At 41.5% G+C, this 25,269-nt stretch carries 25 protein-coding genes; 14 read left to right on the plus strand and 11 right to left on the minus strand.

Going from position 1 to position 25,269, the window contains the following annotated elements; translation table 11 throughout:
• Nucleotides 1-120: 120 nt before the first annotated feature.
• Complete coding sequence (locus WKK05_RS34180) at nucleotides 121-333, plus strand: type II toxin-antitoxin system HicA family toxin (RefSeq protein WP_341527401.1); 213 nt, start codon at nucleotides 121-123, stop codon at nucleotides 331-333.
• Nucleotides 330-560 (plus strand): type II toxin-antitoxin system HicB family antitoxin, encoded by a 231-nt coding sequence (locus WKK05_RS34185; protein ID WP_341527402.1) that lies wholly within the window; start codon nucleotides 330-332, stop codon nucleotides 558-560. Before WKK05_RS34180 ends, WKK05_RS34185 begins: the two co-directional genes overlap by 4 nt.
• Before the next feature lie 57 nt (nucleotides 561-617).
• Here the strand turns inward: WKK05_RS34185 and WKK05_RS34190 are convergent, their stop codons facing one another.
• The 3 genes from WKK05_RS34190 to WKK05_RS34200 all read right to left on the minus strand — a co-directional run bounded on the left by WKK05_RS34190 (nucleotide 618) and on the right by WKK05_RS34200 (nucleotide 2,983).
• Entirely contained in the window at nucleotides 618-1,235 is a 618-nt protein-coding gene (locus WKK05_RS34190) for a Uma2 family endonuclease (RefSeq protein WP_341527403.1), read from the minus strand.
• A 34-nt stretch (nucleotides 1,236-1,269) separates the two neighbouring features.
• Nucleotides 1,270-2,400 (minus strand): aldo/keto reductase, encoded by a 1,131-nt coding sequence (locus WKK05_RS34195; RefSeq protein WP_341527404.1) that lies wholly within the window; start codon nucleotides 2,398-2,400, stop codon nucleotides 1,270-1,272.
• A gap of 85 nt (nucleotides 2,401-2,485) precedes the next feature.
• Entirely contained in the window at nucleotides 2,486-2,983 is a 498-nt protein-coding gene (locus WKK05_RS34200) for a bifunctional nuclease family protein (RefSeq protein WP_341527405.1), read from the minus strand.
• A gap of 339 nt (nucleotides 2,984-3,322) precedes the next feature.
• On the opposite strand from WKK05_RS34200, the gene WKK05_RS34205 reads away from it, so the two are divergent.
• The gene (locus WKK05_RS34205) at nucleotides 3,323-4,003 is read left to right on the plus strand and encodes a riboflavin synthase (RefSeq protein ID WP_341527406.1); all 681 of its coding nucleotides are present in this window, start codon (nucleotides 3,323-3,325) and stop codon (nucleotides 4,001-4,003) included.
• Nucleotides 4,004-4,093: 90 nt separating this feature from the next.
• Here the strand turns inward: WKK05_RS34205 and WKK05_RS34210 are convergent, their stop codons facing one another.
• Entirely contained in the window at nucleotides 4,094-5,656 is a 1,563-nt protein-coding gene (locus WKK05_RS34210) for a peptidoglycan DD-metalloendopeptidase family protein (RefSeq protein ID WP_341527407.1), read from the minus strand.
• 90 nt (nucleotides 5,657-5,746) lie between these two features.
• Nucleotides 5,747-6,559 (minus strand): biotin--[acetyl-CoA-carboxylase] ligase, encoded by an 813-nt coding sequence (locus WKK05_RS34215; RefSeq protein WP_341527408.1) that lies wholly within the window; start codon nucleotides 6,557-6,559, stop codon nucleotides 5,747-5,749.
• Between the two features lie 76 nt (nucleotides 6,560-6,635).
• On the opposite strand from WKK05_RS34215, the gene pgeF reads away from it, so the two are divergent.
• Nucleotides 6,636-7,403, plus strand: a complete 768-nt coding sequence (pgeF, locus tag WKK05_RS34220; RefSeq protein WP_341527409.1) for a peptidoglycan editing factor PgeF — start codon at nucleotides 6,636-6,638, stop codon at nucleotides 7,401-7,403.
• Nucleotides 7,404-7,418: 15 nt separating this feature from the next.
• Here the strand turns inward: pgeF and WKK05_RS34225 are convergent, their stop codons facing one another.
• Together WKK05_RS34225 and csaB are read right to left on the minus strand one after the other, a co-directional pair.
• A complete protein-coding gene (locus WKK05_RS34225) occupies nucleotides 7,419-7,874 on the minus strand; it encodes a retroviral-like aspartic protease family protein (RefSeq protein ID WP_341527410.1) in 456 nt (151 codons plus the stop codon).
• A gap of 113 nt (nucleotides 7,875-7,987) precedes the next feature.
• The gene (csaB, locus tag WKK05_RS34230; RefSeq protein ID WP_341531267.1) at nucleotides 7,988-9,025 is read right to left on the minus strand and encodes a polysaccharide pyruvyl transferase CsaB; all 1,038 of its coding nucleotides are present in this window, start codon (nucleotides 9,023-9,025) and stop codon (nucleotides 7,988-7,990) included.
• Nucleotides 9,026-9,339: 314 nt separating this feature from the next.
• Between csaB and WKK05_RS34235 the strand changes: the two genes are divergently transcribed.
• The 3 genes from WKK05_RS34235 to hisA are packed head-to-tail and all read left to right on the plus strand — an operon-like array spanning nucleotide 9,340 to nucleotide 10,809.
• Nucleotides 9,340-9,681 (plus strand): DUF2499 domain-containing protein, encoded by a 342-nt coding sequence (locus tag WKK05_RS34235; protein ID WP_341527411.1) that lies wholly within the window; start codon nucleotides 9,340-9,342, stop codon nucleotides 9,679-9,681.
• Nucleotides 9,681-9,980: a DUF3593 domain-containing protein gene (locus tag WKK05_RS34240; protein WP_341531268.1), complete on the plus strand. Its 300-nt coding sequence runs from the start codon at nucleotides 9,681-9,683 to the stop codon at nucleotides 9,978-9,980. Before WKK05_RS34235 ends, WKK05_RS34240 begins: the two co-directional genes overlap by 1 nt.
• A gap of 55 nt (nucleotides 9,981-10,035) precedes the next feature.
• Nucleotides 10,036-10,809 (plus strand): 1-(5-phosphoribosyl)-5-[(5-phosphoribosylamino)methylideneamino]imidazole-4-carboxamide isomerase, encoded by a 774-nt coding sequence (gene hisA, locus WKK05_RS34245; protein WP_341527412.1) that lies wholly within the window; start codon nucleotides 10,036-10,038, stop codon nucleotides 10,807-10,809.
• Nucleotides 10,810-11,483: 674 nt separating this feature from the next.
• Here the strand turns inward: hisA and WKK05_RS34250 are convergent.
• Nucleotides 11,484-12,560 carry a hypothetical protein gene (locus WKK05_RS34250; RefSeq protein ID WP_341527413.1) on the minus strand — a complete coding sequence of 359 codons (1,077 nt, stop codon included), beginning with the start codon at nucleotides 12,558-12,560 and terminating at the stop codon, nucleotides 11,484-11,486.
• 54 nt (nucleotides 12,561-12,614) lie between these two features.
• Nucleotides 12,615-13,598, minus strand: coding sequence for a hypothetical protein (locus WKK05_RS34255; protein WP_341527414.1), 984 nt, complete (start codon nucleotides 13,596-13,598; stop codon nucleotides 12,615-12,617).
• 486 nt (nucleotides 13,599-14,084) lie between these two features.
• Here WKK05_RS34255 and WKK05_RS34260 point away from each other — a divergent pair, with 486 nt between their 5' ends.
• The 5 genes from WKK05_RS34260 (at nucleotide 14,085) to WKK05_RS34280 (ending at nucleotide 20,216) form a co-directional block, all read left to right on the plus strand.
• The gene (locus WKK05_RS34260; RefSeq protein ID WP_341527415.1) at nucleotides 14,085-14,837 is read left to right on the plus strand and encodes a response regulator transcription factor; all 753 of its coding nucleotides are present in this window, start codon (nucleotides 14,085-14,087) and stop codon (nucleotides 14,835-14,837) included.
• Nucleotides 14,838-14,890: 53 nt separating this feature from the next.
• Nucleotides 14,891-16,225, plus strand: a complete 1,335-nt coding sequence (locus WKK05_RS34265; RefSeq protein WP_341527416.1) for a PAS domain-containing sensor histidine kinase — start codon at nucleotides 14,891-14,893, stop codon at nucleotides 16,223-16,225.
• Between the two features lie 28 nt (nucleotides 16,226-16,253).
• Nucleotides 16,254-16,922 carry a phosphate signaling complex protein PhoU gene (gene phoU, locus WKK05_RS34270; RefSeq protein ID WP_341527417.1) on the plus strand — a complete coding sequence of 223 codons (669 nt, stop codon included), beginning with the start codon at nucleotides 16,254-16,256 and terminating at the stop codon, nucleotides 16,920-16,922.
• 904 nt (nucleotides 16,923-17,826) lie between these two features.
• Nucleotides 17,827-18,435 (plus strand): Crp/Fnr family transcriptional regulator, encoded by a 609-nt coding sequence (locus WKK05_RS34275; RefSeq protein WP_341527418.1) that lies wholly within the window; start codon nucleotides 17,827-17,829, stop codon nucleotides 18,433-18,435.
• Between the two features lie 158 nt (nucleotides 18,436-18,593).
• Nucleotides 18,594-20,216: an iron uptake porin gene (locus tag WKK05_RS34280; protein ID WP_341527419.1), complete on the plus strand. Its 1,623-nt coding sequence runs from the start codon at nucleotides 18,594-18,596 to the stop codon at nucleotides 20,214-20,216.
• Nucleotides 20,217-20,313: 97 nt separating this feature from the next.
• Here the strand turns inward: WKK05_RS34280 and WKK05_RS34285 are convergent, their stop codons facing one another.
• Nucleotides 20,314-20,577, minus strand: a complete 264-nt coding sequence (locus WKK05_RS34285; RefSeq protein ID WP_341527420.1) for a hypothetical protein — start codon at nucleotides 20,575-20,577, stop codon at nucleotides 20,314-20,316.
• A gap of 272 nt (nucleotides 20,578-20,849) precedes the next feature.
• Between WKK05_RS34285 and WKK05_RS34290 the strand changes: the two genes are divergently transcribed.
• Together WKK05_RS34290 and WKK05_RS34295 are read left to right on the plus strand one after the other, a co-directional pair.
• Nucleotides 20,850-21,452, plus strand: a complete 603-nt coding sequence (locus WKK05_RS34290) for a DUF3318 domain-containing protein (protein WP_341527421.1) — start codon at nucleotides 20,850-20,852, stop codon at nucleotides 21,450-21,452.
• A gap of 365 nt (nucleotides 21,453-21,817) precedes the next feature.
• On the plus strand, nucleotides 21,818-23,509 hold the full coding sequence (locus WKK05_RS34295; protein ID WP_341527422.1) for a M3 family oligoendopeptidase: 1,692 nt from the start codon (nucleotides 21,818-21,820) through the stop codon (nucleotides 23,507-23,509).
• 96 nt (nucleotides 23,510-23,605) lie between these two features.
• Here WKK05_RS34295 and WKK05_RS34300 read toward each other — a convergent pair whose 3' ends face one another.
• Nucleotides 23,606-25,204, minus strand: coding sequence for a N,N-dimethylformamidase beta subunit family domain-containing protein (locus tag WKK05_RS34300; protein WP_341527423.1), 1,599 nt, complete (start codon nucleotides 25,202-25,204; stop codon nucleotides 23,606-23,608).
• Between the last annotated feature and the right edge of the window lie 65 nt (nucleotides 25,205-25,269).

Consider the following 25,269-nt stretch of genomic DNA (forward strand, 5'->3'; position numbering starts at 1 on the left):
CTCAAACTTCACTTTGTTGTATAAATCCTGTAAGGAAATTTCAAAGGGTACAGTTGCAAGAGCGATCGCTCTTGCAACTCTATAGGCAAAAATCAGTATAGTGATTTAAATTCAAGGTAGATGCCCAAGAAAATCAGAGAGTTAAAGGCAATTTTGTTGAAAGCTGGGTTTTTCTACCGTCCTGCTAAAGGTAGTCATACTTTTTGGACTCATCCACTGATACCTGATGAACCAGTTACTATTGCAGGAAATGATGGAGATGATGCACCTCGATATCTTGAAAAGCAAGTCAATAGTGTTTTGAAGAAGCTAGGGGAAATAGAGGAAGAATGAACGATCGCTACAGTATGGTCATCCAATGGTCGGATGAGGATAACTGCTACTTGGTACACTTACCAGAATTTTCGTGGCAGCAATTCCACACTCATGGCAAGACTTATGAAGAAGCCGCCAAACATGGACAAGAAGTGATTGAATCATTGATTGAATGGTATGAAGACCAAGGAAAATCTCTGCCAGAGCCAATTACTTTTCCTCAGAAGCCGTTAAAAGTGGCGTAAAAGTTATTGTTGCAATCGGGATAATAGCTGTTTTACAAAGTTAGGCGATCACTTAACTTACCCTAATTCCTCAGTATCAGCAATTTCCCTTTCAGATTCAACAACTTCAAACTTAACCTTGTTGTATAAATCCTGCAAAGCAATTTCAAAAGGTACAGTTGCAAGAGCGATCGCTTCATCTTCTTCATCGTACTCACGCAGCGTCCATTGCTTTTTCCCAGTTTTATAGAATTGCTCTACATGAATTCGATTTTGATCAACTAAGATATATTCTTGGAAAGTGGAAATTGTTCGGTAAGCTTCAAATTTATCATTACGGTCATAGCCTTTAGTCGATTTCGATAAAACCTTCACAATAACCTGTGGATTTGTAATGATATCTGTGCGATTGTTGAAAAATTCTGGTTCACCCGCTATTACTGTCACATCTGGATATGTGTATATATGCTTTTGAGTTATCCATAGGCGCATATCGCTATTAAACACTTCGTACTCTTGTTGTCTGAAAGCAAAGTTCAATACAGCATAAAAGTTACCTGCAATTCGATTATGATTGGCTGTTCCACCTGGCATAGGAATTATTTCCCCATCAATGTATTCACTTTTGTAGTCAGCAGTTTCTTCTAGCTCTAAATATTCTTCTGGAGTGTAGTATCGCTGTTGTGTTACTTGCATAGTTTTATCACTCTTCCATGAGCTTAACTTTTAATTATCCCCACAATCTTCTACCTGCTTTCCCGTTTAATCTCTTGTGAGTATCTTCTAATAAAGTTGGAATATCTAAATCTTCTGGACAACGAGGCAAACAGTCGCCGCATTCTGTGCAGCGGCTGGCTTTCATTCCTGGGAACCAATGACCAGCATTTTCAAACATCCCGTAACGATATTGTCCGTAGTCTGTCATATCGTATGCCGCTGCGAGATTGCGTAACCTTAATACTTCTGGAATATTGATGTTTTCTGGACAGGGTAAACAAGCATAGCACTGACTACAAGTATCACTTCCTAAAGCAATTTTTTGCTGATTTTCTAAGCGTTGAAAAGCATAAATTTCTTCTGATGTAAGTTTATTATCTTGGTCAGCTACTTGCAAAGGTTCTATTAATTCATCTGGATTTGCTGGGCCAATACTCAGAGTTGAAATCCGGTTATCATTCAGTAAAAATCGATAGTTTAGTTCTAAAGGTGAATAAGGCTTACATAAGTCTTTTAGCTTTTGGGGAGGCGTGTAGAGGCGTCCCCCCTTATCAGCTGGGGAAATTATAAAAACGCCCATATCCTTCTGTGCTGCAAGCTGAATCGCTGGTGCATGGCGTTGAAAGAAATAGTAATAGTGCAGATTGACAAATTCAAATAAATCTGTATTGATTGCTGCCTGAATTAGCTCTAATGAACCGTGGGTGGAAAAACCAACGTGTCGCACACGACCATCAGCAACAGCTTCCTGCACTGCTTGCATACAGCCGCTTTTGGCTTGCACCCATTCTAAATGTTGCGAAGTGTTTAAACCATGAATTCCCAAACAATCTAGATAATCTAGTTGCAATCGTTCTAAGGATTCATCAATGTACTGACGCATGGTGTCAGCATCCGCTGTGGGTGGAATTTTGGTTGTGATGTGAAGTTGGGAACGCGGTATTGACAATCCAGCTTTTAGCGCCCTGCCAAAGTATTCTTCACTTTTACCGTAACCTCTGGCAGTTTCTACATGATTAATTCCTAACGCTAAGGCTTGTTTAATGGTTTGCTGGGCATTTTCAAAACAAGCCAAGTAGCGCATTGTTCCTAAGGAAAACACAGAGAGGCGCAGATTGGTTTTGCCAAAGCGTCGGTATTGCATCTTTAACAGAGTTAGGAGTTAACAATTAGGAGTTAGGAGTTTAAGCAAACAACTCCTAACTTCTAACTTCTAACTCATAACTTTCCTAGCTGTCGCCATCACCAAAGCGCTTGATCAAATCTTCAGGGCGGAGATTGGAAATAAATTCCCGGAAGGCTTGCTGTTCGGCTTCATCTGCATCGCGATCAACAGGGATAGAAGCATCGGCTATGACTTCTTCCATTACCCAAATGGGTGTATTTGTACGGAGGGCAACTGCGATCGCATCGCTAGGACGCGCATCAATTTCTTTTTTAACTTCGCCTTGTTGGACAATTAAAGCTGCATAAAACGTATCCTTTTGTAGAGAATGAATAATGACCTTTTCTAGAGTCATGTTCCATGTTTCTAGAATATTCACAATTAGGTCATGGGTTAAGGGTCTGGGAGGCTTTTGATTCTCCAATGCACCCATAATTGCCCTAGCTTGTTCTTGACCAATATAAATTGGTAAAGCACGTCGATCTGAAGCATCTTTTAAAAGTACAATCGGGCTGCGGGTTATGGCATCTAATGCTATGCCAGCGACTCTCATTTCAATCATTGGCTAAGCCTCTACAATCCTTTATGCGCTTGGGTGCTACGTGACAAAAAATACCCATTTGGGGTTAACTTAGTGACAGAAATAAACATAGGCATCGTTCTCTATAGTTGCTTATATTAAACTCCGAACTTGTTGTGAACACCAGAGTAAGCCAAATTGGTCTACATAGACAATAACCTTCTTACCCAAGTATGACTTGTGAAGGATGCCAATGTGTTAATATTCTTGTAGTAAATGAAGTCAGAAATTTTACTTAAATCCTCCTACTTTTTTGTGAGAATTACCAGTTAATTTCAGGCAAAAATAGGTAATAAATAGAGTTAGTTTGGCAAAAAAGCCGTGTTTACAGGATTAATCCAGGCCTTGGGAACGATGAACCCTCTAGGGGGGGATTCTTGGCAAATTACTTGTGTTAGCCAGTCATGTGAATTAATTATGCAGGATTTGGCTTATGGTGACAGTGTTGCAGTTGATGGCGTGTGCTTGACAGTAGAAGAAGTTTTAAAAGATGGATTTATCGCCACTGCTTCACCAGAAACACTACGTCGCACCACCTTGGGGAGTGAGTCCACAGCACAGACTTATGTTAATTTAGAAGCGTCGCTACGGGTGGGAAGTAAAATCGGCGGTCATTTTGTGATGGGTCATGTAGACGGCATAGGCCGATTAGTAGCAGTGGAACAAACTGCTAGTTCTTGGGAAATGACCTTTGTTGCATCCGAAGCGATCGCGCGGTACATTGTCCCTAAAGGTAGCATTGCCGTTAATGGCATCAGCCTCACAGTAGCCGCATATGAAGCAGAACTTTCTCAATTCACAGTAGCAGTAATTCCCCTCACCTATGCTGAGACAAATCTCCGTTATTTAATTCCTGGCAGTTTAGTAAATCTAGAAGGGGATATTCTCGGCAAATATGTGGAAAAATTACTTTATTCTGGCAACCGACACACCACAGAGCCAGAGGACAACAGTTTAGATGAAATTACACCCGCATTCTTAGCAGAACACGGGTATTTGTAATTAGCATGGGGCATGGGGCATGGGGCATGGGGCATGGGGTCAACAATTATTCTCCCTCATCTCCCACTCCCCCACTCCCCCACTCCTCTTCTAGCTACCTGGTCGCTGACTTACCTGAGTGGTCTGTGAGCCTTGTAGCATCTGGCTTAAACCGTTTTGTAATTCCACACCTGGGTTAGTAGCTACCCAGCCTTGTGGTGTCAAATGGCGGACTTCAAAGTGCAAGTGAGGGCCTGTGGAAGCTCCTGTGCTGCCAACTCGTCCAATCATAGTTCCTGCTTCAACCCACTGACCGGGTTGAACAAAGATTTCGGACATATGACCGTAGAGAGTTTGTTCAGCAGATTGGTGATTCAAAATTACGGCTAAACCATAACCACCCAACCAGTTAGCAGTTTCCACTTGACCTCTTGCGGCTGCCAAAACTGGTGTTCCCATCGGCGCACCCAAGTCAGTACCTGCGTGGAAGCGTTGATTACCTGTAATTGGATGAGTTCGCCAACCAAACAAAGAAGTAATGGGAGCCGGAATAGACAGTGGATACATCATTCCCGTTCCACGGTAGGCGACTGTCCCAGTGTAGGGAATTTGTGGCAATACTGATGCCAAGGAGAAGTCGTAAGCTACAGTGCTAGGGCGGGGTGCAACGTTACCATCTGCCATTGGTGGAGGCAAAGCACCGCCACTTGGCGCGATAGGAGTTGCACTCACTGTCGTGGTGCTGAAATTACCAGGGTTAGGAATAAATCGATTAGGACGAAATGCAGTTTTGGTGACACCAGTAGAACCAATCCGAGTAGCATTCCACCCGTTATTGTTACTGCCAGTACTTGCAACCTCTCTTACTGGTGGAACAATAGGTAATTGGGCATTTTCACTTTTTCTTAGCCAGCTTGGTGCTGGTTTGCCAGTAGAACCAGCTACACGTTGATTGCGCGAAGGTACTTTAGCACAAGCTCCGCCCAATAAACTTTGCCCTGATGGTAAAACAGCTTGACAACCACTAGAGCGTTCTGTGATGATCACAGAATTCGGTGCTTGATAAGTACCTGTAGCACTAGCATCGTAACTATTAGGGTCAATATAGGCGTTATTATAGTCCCTGGTTTTCCCTGTCGTCGTGCCGACAGGGCTGTTTGAGTTATTTGGTGGTTGGGCAACTTGCGGGAGTTTCTCCGGTGAACGAAGAGGGGTATTTGGTTTTTCCTCTCTTACTCTTATAGGAACAACTGGTGAAGCTTCAACCTGGCGAGTAGCGCGTCTGACAGTGGTAGTAGGCTTGGAAGCCTCAAATTTTGGTGTAGACTGTCTAACTGGCTCTTTTGATTGAGAAACTTGTTGCTGGCGTAGTCTCTGTTTGAGTTTGGCTCGCCGTTGAGAAAAGCTTGGTTGCGCTTGAACTGTTTCTGGTGCAGTAATATCTTTTTTAACTGGATTTGTAACGGCTGTTGGCTGGGAATTTTCAATAGTGGGAACAATATTGTCTATTGATGTTTCCGTTTGGGCTATTACGAAGCCGCCGCTGAGGAGGCTGATGCTGCCCAGCAAACAAAGGCTCTGTGCTGGTAATGTAGACGCGAAACGTCTAGTTTTTAAATTTGCCGGCCAAGAGTGTTGCAAACGATTCTGGGCAGATTTATTGCGCTGCGTCATTTGTTCTCTCAGTTGTGTGTAATTAGCCTAAAGAGATGATGCTAGTGGTTTGTCTTGCCCAAAGAGCGAAATTGTGAACAAACCTAAAAGTTAAACAGAAGATTTATGATAACCCAAACTGATTGTACCGGGTTCAATGTAAATTTCTGGTGTTATGAGTGTCTTTGTATCATCTGTTTGTAAATTTACTTTTAAATTTCCCTGAGAATTTACTCCAACTACAGTGCCTAAAAGATTATTGAAGTACACCTGGTCACCAATGTTCGTAAGCAAATCTAGATAGCGAGACAAGAGTATGCTTATCCCTTCTTGAAAAAGGCACTGAACACCGGATTCTATTCCTAGTAAAACGGTTGAGGTGAGCATTTCTAGACAAGAAATTGGTTTGGAATGCTGGGAAGTTTGCCAAGATTCCAGATTAATTCCAGTCTCTGGTACTGGGTTTGCCCAATTAATGCCTACACCTATGACTGCTTGGGTGATTTTTCCTTTGTTTATTTTGGTTTCTGTCAATATGCCGCCTAATTTACGATCATTTAAGACTAAATCATTCGGCCATTTAATTCCGACACTTACGCCACACTGGCGCAGTTGAAAACTAATTCCCCAAGCAGTTGCCAAAGTTAACTGATAGCTATCAATAGCATCTATTTTAGGAGCGATCGCTACCGAAAGGTATATGCCTCCAGCTGGAGAAATCCATTGGCGACCCCATTGTCCTCGTCCTGCTGTCTGCTGAGTGGCAATTACTACAGTTCCTGGCGTAGCGCCTTGGTTGAGTAATTCCCAAAGAGTTTGGTTAGTTGAAGGGACACTTTCAAAAATGTGTAGGGAAAATGGTAAATATCTAGATTCTTGCCCAGTTTCCAGGGCTGCTTCCAACTTTTGCCGATTAAATTCCACAGCAGTTAACCCAAATCCCGTTGTTCAAGTTAGCATGAATTGGCTGATGAGTGATTCCGTTTAGGTTTGGTTTAAGATGCACACTTGGCACTGGCGTAATTGGGAAGGACTGCCTTATCTGACTTGTAGTATCTTAGAAGTTTGGCATCACGGCTTTTTTACCCAACAGTTTTGGCCGCGATCACCACAAGACCTGACAGCAGTGCTACAACCAGAGGCATCAGTCTATCGCTTAAAACAGGTACATGGCAATACTGTTCTCACCCCACAAGAAGTTGAGAGCAATGGAGATGATTTAGCATCAGCAGATGCTTTAATTAGTCAACAGTCTCTGCAAGCGGTATGGGTAGCTAGTGCAGATTGTACACCCGTATTGATTGGAGATGTGAGAACTGGACAAGTATCGGCAATTCATGCAGGTTGGCGAGGTACAGCAAAGAAGATTGTGCCGCAAGCGATCGCCCGACTTCAAACCCAAGGCAGCAAACTTGATGATTTACGGATTGCGATGGGGCCGGCGATCACTGGTGAAGTTTATCAAGTCTCTCTTGATGTAGCTGCTGAAATCGGGGCTAGTATTATACCACACGAAGACGAACAAAAAATTGTGGAGGCATTGCATGAATTACCAAATTCGCCCCTGCTAGAAGATCCTAATCCCGGAAAGATAAGGTTGGATGTTCGGCGGATAAATGCCATACAGTTGGAAAACATGGGATTTAGTGCCGAACAAGTTGCGATCGCACCTTATTGTACTTACCAAACTCCAGAGCATTTCTTTTCTTACCGCCGTGAGCAAGAGAAAAAAGTGCAGTGGTCAGGGATTGTCAGTGGCAAAGTATAGTTACTAGCATTCATTTTATATCCTGAACACGGGATAGTTAGGATGCTCAGGATTCGGGATAAGTCGCTGATTTCTACAGTCCACTAGGAAATCCAGGGTCTCAAGCACTGTTTGTCCAATCAAGACTGTATAGCCTGTAACTAATGTGGCTTCGGTCGTTTCTCGTCCTGCCAATTCAATAATTACGGGTTCAGTTAGGCCAATAGATTCTTCGCTGCCATTTGCATATTGAGCAATTTGCTGTCCCCGAATTCTCAAACCAAGTTGCTGCACAATAGACACTGGTAGTACAGTACGTACTGCCCCAGTGTCTATGAGTGCTTCGGTTTCACACACCCGTAACATATTTGGATTAAGCATTCCTCTGCTTACAAGCGCTTCATCAATAGCATTAGTGAGCTTGACCTTGACTCGAACTTCACCCATATTACGTTGATTGTTAGCAGAATTGTAAGGATTGAGGTTTATCATAATCCGTGTTTTTGGAAAATTCTTTAATCTGCTTCTAAAGTATCTTGTGCTATCAGTAAAATGTACAAGCTTGTGTGGTTTTATTATGGCGTGATTTCGAGTCTAAACAAAAACTAACTTAAGGCTTCACTCAACAACTCACGGTGCAACAAAGCACGATCCACTAAAGACTGGATTTGCTCAGACGAAAGTGGATCACCATTAGCATAATGCTCCATCCAAGTTTTACCAATCAAATTAGTATCATCTGGTAAAGTCGCTAAATCCCATCCAGGTATTGCTAACTCTTCCATGAGGCGATTTACCTTGGGGTCATAACTCAGAGCAAAACAACGACAACCTTCAGCTGCTGCCATAATCAAGCTGTGCAGACGCATTCCAATTGCCATCTCGACACCACGAAACACGCCTTTCAAAAGCTGCGGATCTTCGAGAGACAAAATCTTGCTGACATCTTTAAGATGCGGTTGAATAGCTTCGGCAATAATTAAATCTTCACTTTTTTGAAATGGCAGAAGTAGAATAAAAGCTTGCGTGGCTTTTTGAAAATCCACCAATGCGCGAGTCAGATTTGCTAAACGTGCTTCTGTGAGTTGGGGATGCGATCGCAAAGTTACAGCAACTCTCGGCGCAGGTAAATCCCAAAGTCCTGGTACTGGTTTAGATTCCAACGCCCAAACTGGGTCAGGAGCAAGGATACAAGGAATTTGCCAATCAGATAATAAACTAGCACTGGCGCGATCGCGTACACTGACTTTGGTACAATTGCCAAAGGTTTGCCGTGCTAAGTAGCGAGTTTGCGGACGCAGCAACGGGCCAATACCCTGCGCCCAAGCAACAGTTTTCAAACCTAATTTCTGTGCTAATACCATCAGTCCGCCATAATAAAATGGGCTGATAGTACTAGTAACATCTTGAATTAAACTCCCACCGCCCCAAATCAAGGCATCACAGGAGCGCAAAGCTTGCAGTACAGGTAAAACAGCCATGCGATTGTAGGTTTCTACATTGTAGCGATCGCGAGTTTCCTCTGGATTACCAGAAAGTACCACAGGCGTTACATCAGGTGGTAACATTTGCAAAAGTGTCGCTAACAAAGCTTCATCACCACCATTACCTTTACCGTAATACCCAGACAATAACGCTCGCATCTTAACCATTTTGTATTTTAGATTTTAAATTATTAATTAGTCTCTAGATAGTTGACAAAATATCCACTGTTTACCTTAAAGCTTATTAAATTTTCTTATAAAAAGATAAGAACATAGAAAAATAGGAAACTATTTTCTATTGAAACCTGACTTAAAAATGCTGAGCTATGAATTTTCTTAACTTCTAACTTTTGTACAGACGCGATTAATCGCGTCTCTCCCCTAACTCCTGTACAGACGCGTAGACGCTCGAAGAGCGGCTTCTCGTAAGAGTATAATCGCGTCTCCACTTCCAACTCCCAACTTACTTATTTATGCACGCCCTTTCGATTCCCACCTGGATTATTCATGTTTCTAGCGTTATTGAGTGGATTGCCGCTATTTGGTTAATCTGGACTTACGGCGAACTCACAGGTAACCGCAATTGGTGGGGATTATCCCTGGCCATGTTACCAGCTTTGGTCAGCGCCATGTGTGCTTGTACTTGGCATTATTTCGATAATGCCGAATCTCTAGAATGGCTGGTAACGCTGCAAGCTACTATGACATTAGTTGGTAATTTTACGCTTTGGGCAGCGGCGTTTTTGATTTGGCGTTCCACCAATGCCAACACTGTAACTGATGCTGTTGAGCCAAAATCTATCAAATCAGAGTGATCATGTCTAAAGAAACCCTATTTGCGCTTTCACTGTTTCCCTACTTGGGTTTCTTGTGGTTTATCAGCCGCAGTCAGCAAATGCCGCGTTTGGCGCTATATGGATTTTACGGTACTCTCGTGTTTGTCGCCGTCACTATCCCCGCAGGAATTTACGCTGTATTACATTATGGCAAATCTTTAGCAGATGTGGATTGGTTGCACGGAGGTGCAGAAGTATTTTTGACGCTTTCTAATATCTTGATTGTGGTGGGTTTCGCGCAAGCAGTAAAACAATTAAAAATGAAGGATGCAAAATAACAAGTCCAGCTATAGCAAGCGTCTTCAATGGTATTGAGTTATGAGGAAGAGGTAAATGGACGTAATTCCAGCGATTGATTTACTAGAAGGTCGTTGTGTGCGACTGTATCAGGGAGACTATGAGCGATCGCAAGTTTTTAGCGAAAACCCTGTAGATGTTGCAAAACAGTGGGTTGAGCAGGGTGCAACTAGATTGCACATAGTTGATTTAGATGGTGCGAAAGCAGGTAAAGTAGTAAACTTAGGGGCAATTGAAGCGATCGCTCAAGCGGTATCAGTACCAATTGAAATTGGTGGAGGATTGCGCGATCAGGCTAGCGTTCAACAGGTTTTCAATTTAGGTGTACAGTGGGCAATTCTTGGAACCATTGCCGTAGAACAACCCCAACTAGTGCAAGAACTCTGTCAAGAATTTCCCGAAAAGATTATTATTGGTATTGATGCCCGTAACGGTCGAGTAGCAACTCGCGGTTGGTTAGAAACCTCGGAAGTTTTAGCAACCCAACTGGCTGTACAAATGCAAGAATTAGGCGCAGCCGCCATAATTTACACCGATATTCACCGAGATGGTACACTCGAAGGCCCGAATTTAGAAGCCTTGCGAGAACTAGCTGCGGCAATTTCTATTCCTGTAATAGCCTCTGGTGGAGTGAGTTCTGTTACCGATTTGTTGAGTCTGCTGGCGTTAGAACCACAAGGCGTAACTGGTGTAATTGTTGGACGTGCCTTGTATACTGGTGATATTTTACTTAAAGAAGCATTGCGAGCGATCGGGCCAGGGCGAATTCAAGATATTCCACCCAATCTAGATTTTTCTACCTTCGCTTAATATTTTCTATCTTTGTAAAACAGTCTTGCGTTTTTAATTCACAGATGTGTCTTTATATTCAGAGATGCATCTGTGCCAGTTCCGTTCTAACGCTTTGTAACTCCCTCACAGATAAAGTAGGATTTTTTTTCATTTTCCGGATTGGGAGTTTATACTCTTGTATCCCCATATGTAAAGAGTTCACAACTATTAAATCTGCTCCTGTAAAACATTTATAACGTCAAGCTGAGCTTGGTATCATTAGCTTAAATAGTAAAAATAACTTGATGTCAAGAACTGACTAATAAATTTAAACCACTAACTACAAAGTTTATGTTCTAAATTTTCATCTAAAAACATTAAAAATAATGGGTTTCCTCTGTTCTAGAGACGTAAAAATCACAACGTCTCTATTTTTTTATTTTATTTAAAAGCAAATTTTTTGTGATATATTTCTGGAATCCAGAATACCAACTATGTAGTAAAAATTGTAGTTAATTTAAAAATTTAATTTTATGTCTAACCAAGAATCCAATCAACAACCAACAGGAGAAAAACCACAACCTCCTAACAATTTAGGAAAACCACGTAAAACAGAGTTCAAAAAACCGCCTAAAAACCCTCAAGTATAAGATTGTATTTATTGTTAGAGATTAGAGACGTAACTCTAATTACGTCTCTATAACTTAACAGGCTTATTTATTTTTAACTTGACTTTTTGCTTGCTCTAAAGCTATTTCTTTGATTGCTTGATATGAATTCACATTTGCAGTTCCTTCAATAGCTTTAACAGCCAAATCTTGAACTTGTTTTAGGGCAGATTCAAGTTGTTTAGAAAGGTTTTGAATGCGTGTTTCTTGATTAGTAATAGTTTGTTCTAAAGAGTGTAGTCTCTGTTCATAGAAACGCTTTTGCCCATCCACTTCTTTAGCATATAAATCTGCTTTTACCTTAGCTTGATAGTGGGCAATGCCTTTTCCTTCTTCTGTAGCTTTTTTGATAGCGGCTTCTTTATCTTTAGGAAATGCCTCTACTTTAGCTTTATATTCATCAAATTGTTTTTCTCTCTCAGAAATTACCTTCTCTCGTTCAGCCTGCTGTTTTTCTGTTTCTTCTAGTAATTCTTCTAGCTCTTTATATAACGCTTTTTGTCGTTGTTCGTATTCATCAGCCTCAAGTTTGCGCCTGAGTTCTAAATCATACTTATACTCTGCTGTATCTCGTTGCCGAGTTTTATTGAGATTTTCATTCCTTTCTTTTATCGCTTGTTGATGTTCGTCTTGCTCTTTACCCCAAGCGTTCCTTTGATCTAGTATTTCTTGTGATAATACCTCATAGCGCTGGCTAAACTCTTCCTGATAAGCTTTGGAATTATCTTCGTAAGATTGGATGAGAGTATCTAAGATATCTTCAGAAATTTCTAAATTATGTAATTGTGTTAATTGCTCAACTTCCTGCTCTACAAATTCTCTAATTTCTTCTAGCTTAGAAGCTCTTGTAGTTAGTTGTTCTGATAATTCATTAGCAGCACTACCAAAGCCTAACTGAATCTTTACTAAGCTTTCAATTGTAGAATTCATCTTTTGCTGGACAGTAGAAGGCTGATTCATAGCTGTTTTCTCTACTCTAGGTTTTTCTGGAGCTACAGGTTGGTTTTGTTTTCCTGCTTGGTCAAGTTGCGATTTAAGCGCCGCTTTTTCTTTAGCTAGCTCCTCATATGCTTGCAGAATCTCAACTTTAGTATTTTTGTCCGTTAGTTTTTTTACTACCACAATCAACCTCCTACTTCAAAAATGAAAAATAATTAGGGGAATTCAAAATAATTTCTATTTAGTAGCAGAACTACCAAAAGCCTTCATAGCTAAATCTTGTGCTTGTTTCAATGCAGTTTGTAGTTGAGCAGATATACCTTCTATTTGTTCAGTTTGTTTCTTAATCGTTTCTTCTAAAGATTGAATTCTTAATTCATAGCTCTGTTTATTAGCTTCCCATTCTTTATCAAATAAATCAGCTTCAACTTTAGTCTTTTGATTTGTTTCTTTGATTGCTTCTTCTCTAGCTTTTTTAACTGCTTCTTCGAGTTCGTTAGGAAATGCAGCTACTTTTTGTTGATATTCTGTAAATAGGGGCTGACGTTCTGTAAGTACTTTTTCTCTTTCTGCCCAGTCTTTATCTTTTTGTTGGTTGCTTTCTCGTATTTCCCTTTCCTGTTGTCGCTTTTTCTCGTCGTAGGCGTCTGTATTCAGTTTATGAGTAGTTCCTAATTTATACTGATATTCTTCTTGCTCTTGTTGGCGTTGTTTTGCTGATAAATCATTGTATGCTTGCAGCTTTTCTTCATACTCTGCTTGCTCTTTTTGCCATTCTTTACGCCTAGTTGTAACTTCTTTTTCTAATGCTTCTTTCTTACTAGTAATATCTTGTTCTAAAGTTTTTAGCTTTTCTTGATGTTCTTGATTTAAAATATCTAAAACATCTGCGACTATTCTAATTTGTTGAAGTTCTTGCAGACGTTGAGTTTCAATTTCTATAGCTTGGTTCAATTCATCTAATCTGGAGTTTTCTTTAGCTAATTTTTCAGATAGTGCATTTACAACACTGCCAAATTCTAATTGCAAATCAGCTAAACCTTTAACAATGCTATCGACGGTGTATGTCAAAGCTGCTTCGAGAATTTCTTGGTTTTTTGCTTTTTCTGCTTCTTCTTGTTTAGTTGCTATCTTTGATTCCAGCTTTTTCTTTTCTATAAGAATTTGTTGAAATGCTTGCATTAGTTGTTGTTTGCTGTCTTTGACTGCAACTATAGTCATATTTCAACTCCCTTGAATAGACAATGATGAATGAGGTAGCAAGGTATACCAAATACTACCCGATGCAGACATCAGGGTAGCTTTTAAATCAGTATTTAAAGCACAGTGCAAATACTGAATTTAAGAAACATATGACACTTAACTGTGGCGTGAATTCTCCACAGCAATGTCCTCTTATTTCTTAAGTATGGTTGATTATTTGAAGCTTGATAGTAATTTTGTACTATTGATTGTACTTAACTTGATCTGCTGTTGTCAAGACAGAATCGATGTTATTCAGGAATTTTGGGAATTAAAGATGCAAAATTGCTCAAAAGACTATTAGCAGCTTGTATCTCGAATCATTTACAATATAGAGGGGTCTGTTGCAGATGTTACTATTTGTAAAGGAATTTCTCCCAGTATGAAGCGTAGGCGCACTGAGATTAGATAATTGTCTCAATCATCATATTGATACAGCCGCAGTCCCAGACTTTTGTGATATCAATGTACACCAGTGAATCAACTAAGTATTCTGCAAGAGCGGATATCGGACAAACCAGCCGTATCCTAGTAGTAGAAGATGAAGAACTGATCCAGGAAATGCTAGCTGTAGCATTAGAAGAGGAAGGTTATGGGGTGATAACTGCCCCCGATGGGCGATCTGCTATAGAGTATCTTAAAAGCTTTGAACCTAGCTCAGGAGAACTTCCCTTTGACTTGGTAATTCTTGATTTGATGCTGCCTCAGATCAATGGGTTAGATATTTGCCGCTTGCTGCGTCATCAAGGCAACCCAGTACCGATTTTAATGCTCAGTGCTAAGGGTAGTGAAACTGACCGCGTTTTGGGGCTAGAAGTGGGAGCAGATGACTACCTGACTAAACCCTTTAGTATGCGCGAATTAGTAGCGCGTTGTCGCGCTCTACTCCGCCGTCAACGCTTAAGTAGTTTGCCTCAACTGCCAGTATTAAAATATAAGGATGTGATCTTGAATCCTCAAGAGTGCCGCGTGGTGGTTCGTGGTCAAGAGGTGAATCTTTCTCCCAAAGAGTTCCGCTTGCTGGAACTGTTTATGAGTTATGCCCGCCGGGTATGGTCACGCGAGCAATTGCTAGATCAAGTTTGGGGGCCAGATTTCGTTGGGGATAGTAAAACTGTAGACGTTCATATCCGTTGGTTACGCGAAAAATTAGAGCAAGACCCCAGTCGCCCCGAATATATTGTGACTGTGCGAGGTTTTGGCTATAGATTTGGATAATTAGTTGAGATAGTTGCTAGTTTTTAGTAGTCACCAAGAAACTAACAACTCAAATGCTCTTATTGGGATTTCTTCTGGGTTTAGCGGTAGGCATTGGGTTTTGGGTTTGGCAACAGGTTCAACTTAACCGCTACCTGGGGCGTGGACTCCATCAACCGTTAAACTCCCATGCTTACAAGGTAGCACTGCCGCTGATTCCTCGTCTGCGGCGGGAAATATTCATGGTGAAGCAGCAACGGCAAGATTTGCAGCAGTCGTTGCAAACTTACCAAGATTTGCTGGATTTTGCTCCAGTAGGATATTTGCAGGTGGATGAAGAAAATCAGCTACTTTGGTGCAATCAGCAAGCGCGGGAAGTATTGTATCTGCAAAGATGGCAACCGGGACAGGTGCGCTTGTTATTGGAGTTGGTTCGGTCTTATGAACTTGACCAGTTAATTGAGCAAACTCGTGATTGGCAAAAACCACAGACAAAGGAGTGGCTTTTTCACCCTTCTTGTGACAATGCGGCAGAAATGCCAACAATCAAATCTTTAACTTTACGGGCGTCCAGCTTACCCTTACCTAATGGACAAGTAGGAGTATTTTTAGAAAATCGTCAACCTCTATTAGATATAAATCAAGCACGCGATCGCTCTTTTTCTGATTTAGCTCATGAACTCAGAACACCGCTGACTTCAATTCGGCTGGTTGCAGAAACGTTACAAAACCGCTTGGAACCACCTTTAGATCGCTGGGTTAAGCGCCTGATGCAGGAAGTTGATCGGCTGATTAGCTTGGTGCAAAGCTGGTTAGAACTAACGCAAATGGAAACCAATCCCACCATTCAATTGCAGCCTGAAGCAGTGGAAGTGCGATCGCTCATTACCTCTGTCTGGGAAACGCTAGAACCATTGGCACAGAAACAAAATTTGTCTCTTAACTATTCTGGCCCAGAAAATCTTTGGATAAAAGTAGATAAAAGCCGTATTCACCAAGTTTTTCTGAATTTGTTAGACAACAGCATCAAGTACAGTCTTCCGCAGACAACCATTTACGTCCAGGCTAAAATCTTATCGACAAAGGAGACTGATAAAAGCGCTCCTGCTTCCCCAGTTTTAGAAATAAATCTTATTGATTCTGGAGTTGGTTTTTCTCAAGCAGATTTGCCCCATGTTTTTGAGCGATTTTATCGCGGGGATCAAGCACGGACTCACTCACCATTAAAAGATAGTAATTCGATAAGAGCGATTGTTGGTAATGGTTTGGGTTTGGCGATCGTCCGACAAATTGTTCTCGCTCACCGTGGTTCAATTAAAGCTATGAACCATCCAGAAACTGGTGGTGCATGGATGCAAATTCAACTTCCTGAAGCTGTGGCAAACTCCCTTGGCCAAGACTATAGTTAAAAATATCTTCACGTTTGAGACTACAAGTGTGAAAGCTGTCCGTTTTATTCCCCATCCTCAAAGACCTCAGCTAGCACGCGCCATTAGGCGCTTAGAACGGGATGTATTACGCATGGGAGCTTTGGTAGAACAATCATTTCGCCTTAGCCACCAAGCGTTATTTTCCCGCGATTTAACAGCAGCAGAGGAACTTCCTCGATTAGATAAAAAAATTGATCGCTTTTATAGACAAATAGAATCAGACTGTACGGCAATAATGACGCTGCAAGCACCTACAGCTCAAGATTTGCGTTGCTTGAGTGCTTTTATGCAGCTAGTGCGAGACTTAGAGCGCATTGGCGATTACGCCAAGGATCTCGCTAAGATTGCGATTAAAATCTTTCCTTATCCACCTCATGCGTCTTTACCAGAGATTGCAGTCATGTCTCACCACGCACAGGCGATGTTAGCAACCAGCTTAGTGGCTTTGGCAGATTTGGATGAAGCCGGTGGGCGAAACATAAAGCATCTGGATGACACTGTAGACGATGCCTACGATCGCCTTTATCATACTTTAGCCCACCAGCGAGATGTTCAAGGCGTGGTCGAGCCAATTGTACTGCTGGCGCTAGCGATTCGTTGTCTGGAACGTATGGCAGATCATGCCACAAATATCGGTCAAAGAGTGGCATATATTGTCACCGGCCAACGCTCTTAGTTAGACGTAGAGAATAGAAAATTACAAGCTAGTTGTATGCAAAAAGAACTTTGAGCGGAGGAGGCCATTGCTCTAAGCTTCGGGATAATCACGGCAGTTGCTACAACTACAGAAACTAAACCAATGGACTACTTACCTATTGGAGGAACTGGCGTAATCAGTAATTTACGCATTGTGCCAGCCCCTTGCTTTCGCTAGCTCACTCTTCTGGAATGATAATACAGTTTTTTCTACAAATACCACTATAGATAGATGTTAAATTAAAATCAAGTTTGATTAATGTTGAGCTATATATAATACTTGTTTCAGTATTATTACTTAATTATCTTATTTTTTTGTTATTTATATTACATTTAAAATAAAAATTAACTAACTAATATACATTTCACGAAAAGCTTACCTGTTCTTAAACTTACAGGATTAGAGTAACCAGATATAACCTCAAGGCTGTTTTATATCTGACTAAGTGATAAAGCTGGGTAATTTATAAAATTCAATTTCAATTATTTAATATAAAATTTTATAATTTTTTAATAATTAAAAACATCTCTAACAGTTGTTTTTCATGATGTTTTTATGCAGAAAACTTTTCTGAAAGCTGTGTTTTAGCCTTGATTTATAGCAATAATTAAACTAAAAGAGTTTTTGCAAATTATGATTAAGTAATTAAACAATTAAGATAAAATTTTTTGATAAATTCATTCTTCAATTGTCCACTGTATCAGTAAGCTGGCTTAAGCCTATTAACGTTAACTATGCCATAGCATTTATATATCTAATTTAGCTTTGATAATTATCAGCTTCGGCATTAAATCATTTGGAATAGATCGGCTTATTAAAATTTGCCAGAATACCTTGGATTAAATTTCAACCAATCAAAATTTCTAATCTAGAAAACCCTTTAATGATGCATTTTACAAGTCTTATCCCACACTCTCCTGTCGTCTCAAATACCACTGCTTTAAGTGGAATAACTTCCCAACGGCTATTTACCCGTCGGGAAGTTATTCCACCTCGCAATGATATACTCTGGCGCATTGAGCGCGGAGCCGTTCGTACCTTAACTTGGGGTGAAGATGGAACATTCGTCACTCTGGGATACTGGGGGTCTGGGGATCTAATAGGCTATCCCTTTTCTAGAGTCAAGCCTTACCAAATTGAATGTCTGACAAGTGTGGAAGTGAGCATTGTGCCACCTCATCTTTTGCATGAAGATGTTAATGCCTTGTTATCTCATATTCAACAGCTAGAAGAGCTACTGAGCATAGTACATCGTAAACCAATGTCATTACGTTTATGGCAATTTTTAATGTGGCTAAGTGAAAAATTTGGTCGTGATGTAGAACAAGGCAAGCTAATCGATTTAAATGTTACACATCAAGAAATGTCTGAAGTCTTAAACACCACACGAGTAACAGTGACGCGGCTTTTACAGGAGTTTGAGGAAGAAGGGGCAATTTTACGCCACAAACGTCGTATTGTTCTACGAATAGGAAATAAGATTAGCAAATAAATGAACAAAGCAATACTTTAAAAATCTGATGATTGACTTGTGATAATTACTGCAAATCAGGTATATTTAACATTGGAGTTATGAGTAAAATCCCTGTACAAAATGTCAGGTAATCTTACCATAATATTGACGGCTTAGGTGTGAGTGAGAGTGAAAAAATGACAAAATCCTTCTGGAATGTTCTTAAGATCAGTCCAGTTGTTGCAGCTACATTTATTGCTGTTAACAGCGCTCTAGTGGCTGAGGCTAATGACCAAGTGACAACTGTTGCCCAACAGTCTCAACAAGAGTCTGATAGTTTTGGTCAGGTAACATCTGTTTCTCAGTTTTCTGATGTACAGCCTACAGACTGGGCATTCCAAGCTTTGCAATCTTTAGTTGAGCGTTACGGCTGTATTGCAGGTTATCCCAATGGTACTTATCGTGGTAACCGTGCTTTAACCCGTTATGAGTTTGCTGCTGGTTTGAATGCCTGTTTAGACCGGGTTAACGAGCTAATTGCCACAGCTACAGCTGATATTGTAAACAAGCAAGACTTAGCTACCCTACAGCGTTTACAAGAAGAATTTTCCGCCGAACTAGCAACCCTGCGCGGTCGTGTAGATTCTCTAGAAGCCCGCACTTCTGAACTAGAGGCTAATCAGTTCTCCACAACTACCAAGTTGGTTGGAGAAGCAATTTTCAACGTATCTGATGCTTTCGGCGACAATGCAGTTGGTGGTGCTGATTTAAATTCAAACACGACTTTCTCTGACCGGGTTCGTTTGAACTTGTACAGCAGCTTCACTGGTAAAGACCAATTGCAAATCCGCTTACAAGCTGCCAACATTGTTCCAAATAACACTGTAACCGGTACTAACATGACCCGCTTGGGTTTTGATGGTGATAACGGTAACAGTGTTGCAGTTGATAAAGTTAACTACGCTTTTAACTTCAATGATGCAGTACGTATCAAGGTTGACGCTACTGGTGCTGAGTTATGGGAAAACACCAACAACTTTAGCCCTGACTTTTCCAGTTCTGGTAGGGGTGCTATCTCTCGTTACGGACGTTTTAGCCCCATTTATCGCCAAGGTTCTGGTGGTGCTGGTGTAACTGTCACATTCAATCCTAGTGGTGCTCTCAGCTTAACAGGTGCTTATCTGGCTCCTAAAGCTAACAATGCTAACGATGGTTTTGGAGTTGCCGATGGCGACTATGCAGCCTTTGGACAGATAGCATTCCAACCTAGTAAAGCTTTCAATCTAGGTCTGACATATGTCCATGCTTATGATGGTGCAAAAGATCCTGATGCTACTGTAGCTGGAAACCCCAATGGTATAAATCTTTTTGGTGCCACAGGTAGTGTCTTGGCCAATAACCCCTTTGCTGGTGCTGCAACCACATCTAACCACTATGGGGTAGAAGCGACTTTCCAGCCCAACGAAAAAGTGACCATCGGTGGTTGGGCAGGTTACACCACCGCAGTCGCTGAATCAGGTGTAAATAGAGGTAGTGATGCAAGCTTCTTGTACTGGGCTGCAAGCCTTGGTCTAAAAGACTTTGGTAGAGAAGGTAATTTACTCGGTGTGATATTCGGCCAATCTCCCAGAGTCACCGATAACGATGTTGCGGGTAGAGAAGATCCAGACACGTCTTATCATTTGGAGGGTCTCTATCGTTTGAAACTTACCGATAATATAGCTGTCACCCCTGGCGTGTTGGTGATTTTCAATCCTGAACATAACAGCGACAATGACAACATCTACGTAGGTACTCTCCGGACTACCTTCACTTTCTAAAATTTGTATGGCTTAGTAGTTAGCACTTAATTGCTGACTACACAAAACCTGGTTATGAGAAAGCCCGCTTTTAGGCGGGCTTTTACTTAAGAACAATTTACTGCGTAGAATTATAATCTTGCTGATTAGATAAATCAGTTGGGGGGCGATCGCTACTCCAAGCCCACCAGACACTACCACAATGACAGTAGTAGAACTCCTGCCATTTCCGGCGACGGTCTTCTGTAAATACAGGCGATCGCCTATTTAGCCAAACTTTTGCAGCTTCTAGGCTACTTGAGCGACAGTTAGGGCAGCAAAATTCATAAGCGTGTATTGCCTTATTCGTCCATTCAGGCGAGATGGGAGCAAAAGCGTCCATGTAGTTAAAAATCTAGTCTTAATGCTGAGCCAAAACTTTCAAGTTTGGAACTGGTTAGCAAACTGTTACGAAAAAATCCCGCCATACTATAAAACTACTTAACCAGTATTTTGATGGCTTTGTTTGTTCTATTTGCAATTTGCAAAGGTTTTCACCAATAGAATATCTATTGTAAAAAAGTGTAAGAACATCTCACAAATCAAAGGTTAACATGAAAAGTTTATCTTTTGTAGCATTACTGACAATGCACATTATGGCTAATAATTAAAGCTATGGAGCCAAATGTTGAAATTCGCCGCTTGTTAGATGTGATGCCTGCTTCAGGTCGGATGACAACGAAAATCGTCAGCAAGCCGGAGCAAACAAAGGTGATTGAAGCCTCCTTTCCCCTACCTTGGAATCAGGAGCGACCCATATATATTAATTTCGATTTATGGCGTCGGTTACCGAAGCCGCAACGAGACTTGCTATTGTTGCAGATGGTTAGTTGGTTAACGGGAGTGAGGTGGTTTAAACCTGACATTTATCAAGGTGTAGTTTTGGCTGGGCTGTTGGGCGGAGTCATAGAAACAGCACAGTCAGATATAGTGGGTGTAGTTGCAGCTGGAGGATTAAGTGCGATCGCCGCTTTTCGGATCTGGCGCACTAATAAATCGCAAGAGGCAGAGTTAAATGCTGATGCAGCTGCAATTCGCATAGCACAGCGGCGCGGTTATTCTGAAACAGAAGCAGCACAGCATTTGTTAACTGCAATTGAAACAGTAGCAAAGATTGAAGGGCGTTCTGGTTTAAATTTTACCGAATTGATTCGTTGCCAAAACTTAAAAGCGATCGCGGGTTTATCAAACGTGGGTGTGCCAAAAAGTTATGAGTAGGGCAGGGGATAAGTAAATTCTAAATTCAAGCAGGAAGATTCATTCTGCCTCCTGCCTCTTGATAGAAGCTTCAAACAGCGCGTTTCTACTCTTGACTCTTTCGTTATGCAATTTAAATGGATAACAGCTTAGAAACTCAGTTATAACTGAAACTTTCAAACCATGATTATAAGCCGAAAATAGCCGTAATCCCTTATGGTATCCTCCTTGGAGAGTTAGACGAACTATTTTTATACTTTACAGAGTCCAAGGTTACAAGCGATTTTATTGTTGATGTCTTAATAGATTGTTGGAAAAATGAAAGTTAGCGATTTCTCAAAAGAAAAACTTTCTCGAAGTCGCCTGATCGCTGAGGGGAATAATTGATGAAAGCTCCAGTAGATTTTGCCGACATTACAGCGGAAACTCCAACGCTCTTAACCGTGAGCGCCGAATACCAAGCCATCCAAACGCTGTTGAATCAAGCTCAAACCTCTGAGCAACGAAAAGCTGTCATAGAGCAGTGGGATGCCTTACGACGCAGACTCAGTACGTGGAGAGAACTTACGCAACTGCACTTTCATCAAGACACGCAAAACCCAGAGTATAAAACTGCCCTAGACTATTGCAACGAACTTTCGCCATCTCTAATCGCCCTTGAAGTAGACCTCAAACGGCAACTGATCCACAGTCCCGATCGCGCCGAGCTAGAACAAAGTTTGGGACGACAAGCCTTTTTGCTGTGGGAAGCAGACATCACGACTTTTGAAAGAGCGATCGCGACAGATTTAGTTGAAGAATCCAAACTCACCAATGAGTACACTGAACTGATCGCTTCGGCAAAGCTAGACTTCCAGGGTGAGCAGGTAAATTTATCGGGCTTGCAACCCTATCTGCAAAGTAAATATCGAGACATTCGTTACCAAGCAGAACAGTGTCGCTGGCAGTTTTTTGAGCAGAATCAAGACCGCTTTGATCAACTCTTTGAGCAGTTGGTGAAATTGCGCGATCGCATGGCAAAAAAATTGGGCTATGAGAACTACATTGCACTAGGATATCGTCGAGTACGACGGGTAGATTACGATCAAACCGATGTCGAACGCTATCGAGATCAAGTCGTTCAAGAGGTCGTTCCATTAGCGATCGAGCTAATTCAGCAACAGGCGAAACGGCTCAATCTAGAAACCGTATATTTCTGGGATGAGTCAGTCTTTGATGCCCAAGGCAGTCCTGCTCCAATTGGCGATCATGATTGGATGCTGGAACGGGCGCAAGAAATGTTTGATGCCATGAATCCATCGCTGGGTGACTTTTTTAGGATGATGGTTGAGCGGCATTTACTAGATTTGCAAAACCGTCCTGGAAAGGCAGGAGGTGGATTCTGCACAAGCTTTCCAACCTATGACGCTCCCTATGTGTTTGCAAATTTCAATGGTACAAAAAACGACGTCCAGGTGTTCGCTCATGAAATTGGTCACGCCTTCCAAATGTGGCGAAGTCGCCATTTGCCAGTTTTCGATTACCTGTGGCCTACCCTAGAATCGTGTGAAATTCACTCTATGAGCTTAGAGTTTCTCACCAGATCACAGATGGAAAAGTTTTTCGGTGATCAAGCTGATCGATTTCGTAGGCAGCATCTAGCTGGGTTGATTACGTTTTTGCCTTATGGCGTGGCAGTAGATCATTTTCAGCATTTAGTCTATGCCAACCCAGAAGCAACTGAGCAAGAACGACATCAAATGTGGCAACAGATGGAAGCTCGTTATCTGCCTTGGCGTCAATATGGAGATTTGAACTACCTCAACAAAGGTGGACTCTGGCAAGACAAACAGCACATATACTGTTCGCCGTTCTACTACATTGATTACACCTTGGCAGGGTGTTGCGCGTTGCAGTTTTGGGTCAAAGCAGAAGAAGATTATTCGCAGGCATTGGCGGAGTATATTGCATTATGCGATCGCGGGGGTTCTGCGTCCTTTCGAGAATTAGTGCGATCGGCGAATCTCATTTCTCCGTTTGAACCTGGCGCACTTACTCAAGTTGTTGAAAAAGTGCGTCAGGCTTTGAAGATTGGCTAATTTAAAAATCAGAATGTCGCTTTCGCCAACAGTATCCGAAGGGAAGCTCACCGTTGGCGTTCGCGCAGCGTGTCGCAGACAAGCCTCTCGTTCGCGTTAGCGTCTCCGAAGGATCATCCGCGCTAAAACGTTGCGCGTAATCGCCTGAGCATCAGCGCTCAAAAGAGAGGGACGTAATTGCGGTGCATTATAATCATCCAGTCCCCAACTCCACTGCATAGAACCAGTAGCAAATACTATTGCATCTGAATCTGTGGTGTAAATGGTCATATCTGAATATCTTGTACCACCGTTATATGAATAGGGTGAATGAGCAATACGAACGGTATTAGTTGGTGCATTACCAAACATCCGATCAACTTCGTAACCTAGCAATCCCTCAAGATGCATTTCTTTTGAAAGCGCTTTGCTATTCGCTCGCACAGATACTGTAGTATCATCTTGGCTTAATTGCGTACCAGCAAGTAACCAATCTGGAGCTGCGTCAGTCACAATAATATCGGCATTAACTTGAAATGTTTCGTACATCACACCAATCAGAGCATCTTCTGGACGCTTTACAGGCTTATTTCGCCAAATAGTCGTCACTAGATAATCATTCGCCACATTACTATCTCTAGCAAACGGATCTAAAACAGCACTTTCTTTATAAGCAACAATAGTACGATCCATTTCTTGGGTAATGAGGCTAGGCTCAAAGCGAATTTGCCAATAACAGGTATTAGAAGAAAAGAAACCAAGACTGACGCCACGCTCTCTTGCTGCTTGCACATTTTGCCGCATTTGCCATGACCAATATTCATCATGACCCACCGAAAGAAATGCTTTGTGCAAAAAGAGTATCGGTTTAGTAGAACGTATGTCCAAAGGATTATTGTGTGTATCAATGTCAGTGGCGTAGGTGACATCGTAGCCTTCACGTTCTAGCCACCTTACCATGTTGTATTCCCATCCAGCATTAGATGTCCTCCTCTTTGGCTGGAAATTGGTCAAAAATTCTCCTGCTCCAACTCCATAACCTCCTGCTCGATCTGGACTTGCAGCATAAGGACGATTAAAGGATACTTTGTATGCTTGTTTACCACGGCTATTCCAGCGATAAAGGGACATACTGCCCCAGTTGTTATAAGCTTGATAGGTGGTAACACTTGATTGAAAAAGGATATCAGAAGGGCGGCTATCATCACGCACCACAAAAATGATGTAGCTTTGCTTATAACTTTTACTGCCAGTTAATTTAGCTAAATAAACACCACTCGTCCACTCTGTTGAATCTCCTGAGTTGTCTGAAATTTTTAAAATGTATGGATCTTGCCAATTACATTCGATTAGACCACTTGCTTGATTAACAATTGGCGGTGGTTGCTTGCTTGCATTTCTTGTAATTGTAGGGATTATTTGTCGTCCACCTGCGCCGCCATACCAACCCATACGAAAGATTTCAATAGTGTAACTAGGGTCTTTTGTATTGACAAAAAGCTTGATCTCATTACCACGATTTACGCTAGTAAGTGAAGCATAACCTTCGATTTCATGTCTAATAGCAGGATTGGTTAATTGCCAATCAAAGGTGCCAGTTTTTTGATTTTCAATGCTTATCGGATTATTTCTTAGCCTTGGTGTTGGCACATCAATAGGCTTAGCAGATTGCTGTGGAATATTTAGAACAGCAATTAAAATTAACAGTGCTGGCAAGATTACCCTAATCAAAAACTTTAGTTTTTTGCTCAAAAACATTCCAGTATTAGTTATTTTTAATT

The organism is Nostoc sp. UHCC 0302, from assembly GCF_038096175.1.
In the GTDB taxonomy this organism is placed as follows: Bacteria; Cyanobacteriota; Cyanobacteriia; order Cyanobacteriales; family Nostocaceae; genus UHCC-0302.

Coding starts and splice junctions, on each gene's coding strand:
- WKK05_RS34180 (WP_341527401.1), top strand. CDS start 121: ATGCCCAAGAAAATCAGAGAGTTAAAGGCAATTTTGTTGAAAGCTGGG.
- WKK05_RS34185 (WP_341527402.1), top strand. CDS start 330: ATGAACGATCGCTACAGTATGGTCATCCAATGGTCGGATGAGGATAAC.
- WKK05_RS34190 (WP_341527403.1), bottom strand. CDS start 1,235: ATGCAAGTAACACAACAGCGATACTACACTCCAGAAGAATATTTAGAG.
- WKK05_RS34195 (WP_341527404.1), bottom strand. CDS start 2,400: ATGCAATACCGACGCTTTGGCAAAACCAATCTGCGCCTCTCTGTGTTT.
- WKK05_RS34200 (WP_341527405.1), bottom strand. CDS start 2,983: ATGATTGAAATGAGAGTCGCTGGCATAGCATTAGATGCCATAACCCGC.
- WKK05_RS34210 (WP_341527407.1), bottom strand. CDS start 5,656: ATGACGCAGCGCAATAAATCTGCCCAGAATCGTTTGCAACACTCTTGG.
- pgeF (WP_341527409.1), top strand. CDS start 6,636: ATGCACACTTGGCACTGGCGTAATTGGGAAGGACTGCCTTATCTGACT.
- WKK05_RS34225 (WP_341527410.1), bottom strand. CDS start 7,874: ATGATAAACCTCAATCCTTACAATTCTGCTAACAATCAACGTAATATG.
- csaB (WP_341531267.1), bottom strand. CDS start 9,025: ATGCGAGCGTTATTGTCTGGGTATTACGGTAAAGGTAATGGTGGTGAT.
- WKK05_RS34235 (WP_341527411.1), top strand. CDS start 9,340: ATGCACGCCCTTTCGATTCCCACCTGGATTATTCATGTTTCTAGCGTT.
- hisA (WP_341527412.1), top strand. CDS start 10,036: ATGGACGTAATTCCAGCGATTGATTTACTAGAAGGTCGTTGTGTGCGA.
- WKK05_RS34255 (WP_341527414.1), bottom strand. CDS start 13,598: ATGACTATAGTTGCAGTCAAAGACAGCAAACAACAACTAATGCAAGCA.
- WKK05_RS34260 (WP_341527415.1), top strand. CDS start 14,085: ATGTACACCAGTGAATCAACTAAGTATTCTGCAAGAGCGGATATCGGA.
- WKK05_RS34265 (WP_341527416.1), top strand. CDS start 14,891: ATGCTCTTATTGGGATTTCTTCTGGGTTTAGCGGTAGGCATTGGGTTT.
- WKK05_RS34275 (WP_341527418.1), top strand. CDS start 17,827: ATGATGCATTTTACAAGTCTTATCCCACACTCTCCTGTCGTCTCAAAT.
- WKK05_RS34280 (WP_341527419.1), top strand. CDS start 18,594: ATGACAAAATCCTTCTGGAATGTTCTTAAGATCAGTCCAGTTGTTGCA.
- WKK05_RS34285 (WP_341527420.1), bottom strand. CDS start 20,577: ATGGACGCTTTTGCTCCCATCTCGCCTGAATGGACGAATAAGGCAATA.
- WKK05_RS34290 (WP_341527421.1), top strand. CDS start 20,850: ATGGAGCCAAATGTTGAAATTCGCCGCTTGTTAGATGTGATGCCTGCT.
- WKK05_RS34295 (WP_341527422.1), top strand. CDS start 21,818: ATGAAAGCTCCAGTAGATTTTGCCGACATTACAGCGGAAACTCCAACG.